Origin of the sequence: Oceanobacillus salinisoli (assembly GCF_009733865.1) — a bacterium.
GTDB classification, from domain to species: domain Bacteria; phylum Bacillota; class Bacilli; order Bacillales; family Amphibacillaceae; genus Oceanobacillus; species Oceanobacillus salinisoli.
Genome location: NZ_WOFB01000009.1, coordinates 1 through 7,667, shown reverse-complemented (window position 1 = coordinate 7,667; position 7,667 = coordinate 1). Strand labels below are relative to the sequence as shown.

Sequence of the window (7,667 nt, the reverse complement as noted above, 5' to 3'; positions counted from 1 at the left end):
GTACGCATTTCTTACTTACACAGTTTATATTACACTCCCTTCAAGATGGTGACGCGCGTTTTAGCTCCACCCCAGTTCGATTTCACGACAGTACCGCGCGATTTAACCCCACCCTCGCTCGTTTCCGGGACAACCCAGCGCGACTTCCCCACACTCCCCGGTCACCTCCAGCACAATCTAGCCCCATCTAGACTCCATTTCAAAACACTACCGCCAATTCCACCAATTCCCAACAAAAAAGAAGCATGAGAATCCTCCCATGCTTCCTTCCAAAACTACCTAAAAACTAACTTTTAATGTTCCACTTTCCACTTCAGTCATCTCGATTGTTTCTTCTTCTGTTCCGTTAGTTACAGTCAATGTTACTTCTTTTTCTTTTAAAATATCTACTTGTTTTTTATTTAACAGCAAAGAGCGAGGTTTTTCCTCATTGTCAATGTTAATTCCTACGTGCACACCTTGTTCCAATACCTCTAAATCCCCCGTCCGAACGGTTGCTGTTCCATTGTTTTTCTTCGCTTCGATTTCCACCATGGGCTGCGGCTCGGATTCCCCTTTTACAAACGTCCACAGATTGGAAGTTGTTTTACCAGTAAATTGGTCGGAGGCAACCACATACCAGGAATAGGCTTGTCCTTCTTCAAGGCCGGTCCATTCTACTTCAGCAATTTCGCCACTCGGCACATTGGTTACTTGGCCAATTTCTGTATCGGTATACACATTCACAGCAAAATAATCCGTTGCAACCCGTTTTTCCTGTACGGAAAGATCTAGGTCAATCACAAACTCATCTTTTCCTGGATAGTCTTCCGTATCATAGAAATTATAGTCGTCCATGTATGGAGAATACGTATTGACGAAGACACGGTCATTATCCTGGTCAAAATGCAGGAGTCTCATATATCCTTGTCCGCCTTCAGGACCTGCTTGGTAATCGGCTAACATTTGATATACCGTACGATCTGGGATTCCGTCACCATCATCATCTATTTCATCGACATAGGTTTGTGCTTCATGATAGTGACCGCTCAATACCGCAATCACATTTTCATTTGGTAAAACTAATTCATTATACAGTTTTTCTCCAAGTGGATGCCTTGTTCCTGTTGCCAACAAATATTCATGGAAACTTAAAATTGCCTTTCTGTCCGGGTGTGCTTCAAGTACTTCATTTATCCAGGCAATTCCTTCATCTGTTACATCCCAGCCCAGATATAGCATGATATAATCATTTCCACCTACTGAAATCAAATCATAATGGCCTCGGTTATTTAGATAAGACCCACCGTAATATGGCTTGTCCTCAAAACGGTCCCCTCCAAAATATTGATAGTACTCGGTATAATCATTATTTACCCCGTCGACATCATGATTTCCTGCTAACACGCCATATGGAATCTCATGCTCATCCAGGGTACCCATAAATTCATCGGCATGCTCCCATTGGTATTGCTCTTTGGATTTATCTACTAAATCTCCCGTATGGAAGACATACTCAATCTTTAACTCCTCTTGCATTTCCGCAATCCACTGTGTTTGTCTGTCAAAAATATATGGAAAGCTTTCCGCATAATATTGCGTATCTGTCATCCATACAAACGTATAATCATATTCATCCGGTGAACTCGGAATTTCATCCTGCACTAAAACCTGAACCTTGGAATCCTGGACAAATTCCCCTACTTCCACATTTCCTTTTAATGCAAAGTCTTCGGTACCAGCTACTCGATAATCGATAAGCTCCCAATCCTGATCCTCATGGCTCCAAGCGTACATGGATACTTTTCTGCCATCCAAGGAATTCCCTTGCCAAACCAATTCCACTACATCATTTTCATCCACCGAATCGTCTACCGTGACTTCAAAACGATGATACGGGAATTGCGTATCGGAATCAGTTGTCAGATAGTTGCCATCGATCTCTGAAACATGAGAAATCTCTTCCGTTGTAAAAGCTTCTTCCCCTTCTGGAACCATTGTTTGTGGTGGTTCGGTATCTACGGCATTTTTAAATGCTTTGACTTGTTCTGTCTGGCTCGGAACATACTTGTATCCTTCATAGAACTTGACACCCATTGCGTCTTCGGTTGGATCGCTTACCCTAACCTTTAATGTCGGATCTCCCTCTACTGCTGTTTCACGATCATCTGCCGGTCCTTCAAGCTCGGCTTTATCCGGATTTTCCAAGACTACGGAAAACGGAACAACGACTTCCTGTTCGTTTCCAACCGTGTCCGTAGCAGTTACTGTTAATTCGTGTTCGCCCGCTTTAAGCTCAGATGACGCAGTTTCAAAAGGAACTTGTATTTCCTCCTCATCAAGCATAACCTGAACCGTATCCATTCCAGCAATTTCATCTGTTGCCTCTACATCAATTGTAAATGCACCTTTATATTCTTTTCCATCTTCCAACGTTGTTTCCACAACTGGCGCCGTATTGTCAACAAGGACCGTGGTACTTACTGTTTCGTCAGCATCCTCTATCATGACAGCATGTTCCCCATCTGCAGCGGCTGTTGTATCCCATGCATAGGCTTTGGACGTTGCATGCTCCTCTGTAATGGTAAATGTGAAATGCTCAAAAGGATTGTCATCATTCATTCCAATCGACCTTGTTGGATCACTATAATTGGGATCTGTTAACACCGTACCATCCGCTAGAACTAAGCGGACATTACGTAAATCAAAATTATCCCGATTCTCCTCTGATTCCAGGTCGCATGGTGATGCTTTATTTCCGGAACGTACGGTAATCGTATTTTCCCCTACTTGTAACGAATCCGGATCTATTGGAATACTAAATGTCTTCCAATCTGTAAGCCAGTCCTGATCCATCATAAAGAGAATCTCATCACCCATCGTTACGGCATTTTGAAAATATGTGTTCAGACCATTTACTTCATAGGCGAAATATGCCTCCCGTTCCACAGCGAAATACGTATCTTTCACTTGCTCTTCGCCATCGATATACATTTTCACATCATTCGCTGTATCAGCTGCCGATGTTCCTTTTAAAATAACGTCTCCACTTAATATCTCTTCATCTTGCACATTTAACCGTAAACTAGTATTCTCAAAATCACTTGTAATCGCAATATCGTATGTTTCACTCGTTACTTCATTGACGCCATCCGATACTTCAAAATAATATTCTACCTTCTGATTACCAATTAAATCAGGTGAATAAATCGTATGGCGATACTTTCCATCCTCATCCGCTTGCAAAACAACATCTTTAAACTCCGATAGATTAGATGTTTTATAGAATAAACGAACACTAACGACTTCCTTATTATCTGTCGCTTCTGCAACGATATTGATATCTTCTTTTTCATTTACTTCGCTAACCTCTGTCAAATTTTCAATCGTTGGTGCCTCTGTATCCTCTTCCAAACTTGTTGGTTGTTCCGGAACTTGATACGCCTCCACAGATCCTGGTGTCGCATCCTCTATCGCAGCACTTACTTTAATTGATTCGATTGAACCATCTTCTGGATAACGATACACAATCCCCTTATTCGGTAACGTGTCATCCTGTGTAGAGTCATTGTAATAGGAAATCGTGAGTTCCTGGCCGGCATTAGTTTTCACAACCAATCCACGTGAACCACTATTGGACATTCCCCCACTGTAAATACGAACAATGTCTTCATTCTCCACTAAGCTTGTCCCATAGTTGGCATTAAAGTCGGCGACGGTAGCCTCGCCATTTTTCGCATTAATAATCCAGAAAACCAGTGTTTCCCCAGCAGGAATAACAACATCCTCTGGAAAGGACGGCCAAATCACATCCCGTGACGGGTCTTTATCATATCGATAATTCAGCTTATAGTCTTTAAAATTAATCGATTCATTGGTATTGTTATAGATTTCAATAAACTCAAATCCGTCAGCTCCGTCAATATTGGAGGTATCCGGTACAATCTCCGTCACTAAAAAGGCAGGAATATTATCAAAATCTACTTCAGCCTGTTCGACAGCTATCGTATATTCCTCTGTCCTGTTCTGGTTGCTTCCATCTGTCGCCTCTATATAATAAACGACATTGGACTGAACGCTTTTACTAGGAATTTCTGCCGTATATACATATGGTTCATCCGCGCTGGAATGCATCGGTATCGAAGTAAAGTTTTCGGCACCTTCTTCTTTAAAATAAAGGGTTGCAAGTGGTACTGCCATATTATCGGTAATGGTTGCTTTTACTTCCACCGGTGAAAAGGACGCACTTTCCGTAATCGCGGTATGTTCGATGGTAGGCGCTTCTGTATCCTCCTCCACATCAGGTAATGTGACAGGATTTTCCGGAACCTGTTCAGACTCAATCACACCAGGTGTTGGAGGCACTGCTGCTTGGTATTTCTCCATTTCTGTCCCTTCCATTGGGTAGCGATAATGGACATCAACGCCCGTATTATTATTGTCCTCCCCAAGATAGCTGGCAGAAATAACGTCTTTCCCATCTTTATCCCGTATCACAATGGCACGATTCCCGCCATTACTAAAACCAGGGAACACTGATGTATATTCTACAAGCTCGTCACTCGTTAAATCAGTTCCAAAATTCCCATTAAAATCATCTAATGTTCGATTTCCATTATTAAACCACAAAATGAGTGTTTCTTGTGGCTCAATGGTAACAGCCGGAACCTGAAAGATTAACTCATTGCCACTATCTGTATATTGGTAGATAAACGAATAATTCGCTAAAGATAAGGGCTGATTGGTATTATTATAAAGCTCAAAAAATTCGTAGTAATCTGTTCCCGTCCCCTCTGAGTTTGGAGAAATTTCTGTAATTAATAAGTGCGGATATTGATCATAGTCTTCCTCGGTTTCGGACGGTTCCTGATTGTCTGACTCCTGGTTCGTATTCTCTTCCTCTGAGGATTGGTCTTCAGAGATTTGTTCCTCTATGACTTCTTCTTTAAAGACTTCTTCTGCTGTATTTCCCTGATCCACGGTTTGTTCCGTGTCATTCACAGACTCTGTTATTTGGTTCTCTTCCATTGATGTTGCTTCATTGTCAGCTTCATTCTCTGCAGTTTGAGAATCCGTACTTTCATTAGCAGCTGACTCATTCTGCTTTTCATCTTCCTGTGCTATGTTTTCCTCTTTAGTGGCATCGTCCTCAAGGAAAACCTCCTCGCTCTGCATACGTTCTGCCTCTTCTGCAAAAACATGCTTACTTGGCAAAACCATTGCCATGTCAGTTAATATCACACTAAAAATTAATAAACTAGATAAAAGCCTATTTATCTGCGTCTTCATTCTACTATTCATAGCAACCTCCTTGTAATATAGTAATTTGAAATTTAACTCTTTCTTGGGTTGTTGCTCGATTTGAAGTGCTTGTCGCTCGGTTTTCTTGGCGTGCAGCTCGATTTGATGTGACTCCCGCTTGATTTTTTTGGCTCGTCGCTCGAATTGAAGGGATTCTCGCTCTGTTATCTTGGATTGTCACTCGATTTTCAGTAACTCCCGTCTTTTCGAAGTAAGACTCTACTACTCGCCCGCTTTCAATTAATAAACGATTCCTCTACTTCAAATCCAATAATTAAGAATAGTCCTGGAGTATATTTTATGCTGGGAAAACAATCCTCCTTTCTACATATTTCTACCTTTTATACTAGCAAAGCTGTATTAAACACCTGTTAGAATATTGTAAAAATTACATGGGGATAAAGTGTGAAAAATGTTTACGTTGAAACAAAAAAGTGGTTCTTTTGCTTCATTTCAAGCAAAAGAACCACCTCTTTTAAAAATCGAACGCAGGTCACTCTAAAACCGTGCTGTAATTTTCGACATTCGTGCGACTGAGAACCTGCGATATTCGAGCATGCACGACTCCAAAAATGCTAAAACCGTCCATCCAAATATGAGATATTTTATCTTATTAAAATTCAGCGCTTGTCACTTATCAATCCACTAAGGGTATAGGGATGTTACTCAAAACCCTAAAAAACATCCTCCAAGCATACAACAAAACCGTCTAATATTTTAGACGTAATCATTCCTTTTTCTTTCATAACTTCGGTTTGCTCGTATACGCCATCCGTTGTTATATTATAAACTTGGATCACACGTAGCATGGGATTGATAATCCAATATTCCTTGACACCATATTTCATGTAAGCTTCCATCACTAAATCATGACTTTGATTACTTGGACTTAAAATCTCCATAATTAATTCGGGCACACCAACAAACTTATTTTCCTCTAAGCCCTGTTTGTCACAAATAACGGATAAATCCGGGATAAATATTTTTTCTTCATCCAATTCCTCTTTATATAATTGAATATCATAAGGTGCAGCAAATACTTAACAGTCCTTACCGTCTAAAAAGTGGAACAATTTCGCTTGCAGCTTCCCAGACACTCTCTGATGTTCCGTAGATAGTGACGGGGACATTAAAACAATTCCGTCCACGTATTCCAATAATTGGTTTGTTTCTTCTCTCAATTGTTGAACTACCCCTCCTTATCAAAACTTACGTTCCGATTGAAGAAGGGGATTCCTACGAACACCGAAGTATCCTTCAGTTATCTTAGTAGGCTAACCCCGTAGTACCTACGGTTGAAGAAGCCTTATCGCTTCATTTTTAAGATTGATACTTGCGTTAATATCTCTATCGTGATGAGTATAGCACTCTGGACATTCCCATTCACGTAATGCGAGATTCTTAACGTCTTTATTTCGGTAACCGCAACAAGAACATAGCTGACTGGATGGAAAATTCCTTGCAACCGTCACTACTTTTTTTCCATACCATTTTGCTTTATACTCAAGCATCGTGCGGAACTTCGACCAACTAACTTCATTAATTGCTTTTGCTAATTTATGATTTTTCACCATGCTGGATACTTGCAAATCCTCTATACCAATGATGTCGTGGTTTTTGACAATATTGGAAGAGATTTTATGCAAGTAGTCATTTCGCACATTTGTTATTTTTTCATGGATACGTGCAACTTTCATTCGTTGTTTATGCCAATTAGAAGAGCCTTTCTGACGTCTTGATAGAGACGCCTGCGCTTTTGCTAAATTCTTTTCTAATGTACGAAAAAATTTAGGATTCTTATATACAGTCCCATCAGACGTAATCGCGAAGTCTTTCAAACCAACATCAACGCCAATAGCAGAATTTGTTTTAGGAATTTCTTTCACTTCTGTTTCAACAAGGATAGATACAAAGTATTTTCCATTTGGATTCCGTCTAACCGTAGCACTCATGATACGACCTTCCACTTCACGGCTTTTAGCAAACTTAACGAATCCAAGTTTAGGTAGTTTGATTTTTGAACCATTGATAGCAATATTACTGTTTGTGTGCTTCGTCATATAGGATTGTACCCTGTTCTTTTTAGACTTAAATCGTGGTGCTTTGTTCTGCTTTTTGAAAAATCGCGAATAGGAATCAAAGAGGTTTCTAAGTGAAGATTGAATCGCAATACTATCTACCTCTTTTAGCCAAACCAATTCTTTCTTTAATTGTGTTAATTGCTTAGAACAAGCGTTATAGGTTAAGCCTTTACCAGTTTCTTTGTATACAATATTCCACTTATCTAAAAAGTGATTAAATACAAATCGACTACATCCAATCGTTTTAGCAATTAGAATTTCTTGTTCTTTTTTTGGATAGATACGGAACTTATATGCTTTGTTTAC

General features: G+C 40.1%; 2 protein-coding genes and 1 pseudogene. All 3 read right to left on the bottom strand.

The features are described 5' to 3' along the window. Positions 1-279 precede the first annotated feature (279 nt). Positions 280-5,280, bottom strand: a complete 5,001-nt coding sequence (locus tag GMJ66_RS08045; RefSeq protein ID WP_156289810.1) for a lamin tail domain-containing protein — start codon at positions 5,278-5,280, stop codon at positions 280-282. Positions 5,281-5,954: 674 nt separating this feature from the next. Next, positions 5,955-6,278: a Uma2 family endonuclease gene (locus GMJ66_RS21035; RefSeq protein WP_331279673.1), complete on the bottom strand. Its 324-nt coding sequence runs from the start codon at positions 6,276-6,278 to the stop codon at positions 5,955-5,957. 268 nt (positions 6,279-6,546) lie between these two features. After that, positions 6,547-7,667 (bottom strand): annotated as a pseudogene (gene tnpB / locus GMJ66_RS08035) (IS200/IS605 family element RNA-guided endonuclease TnpB); the annotation flags it as partial.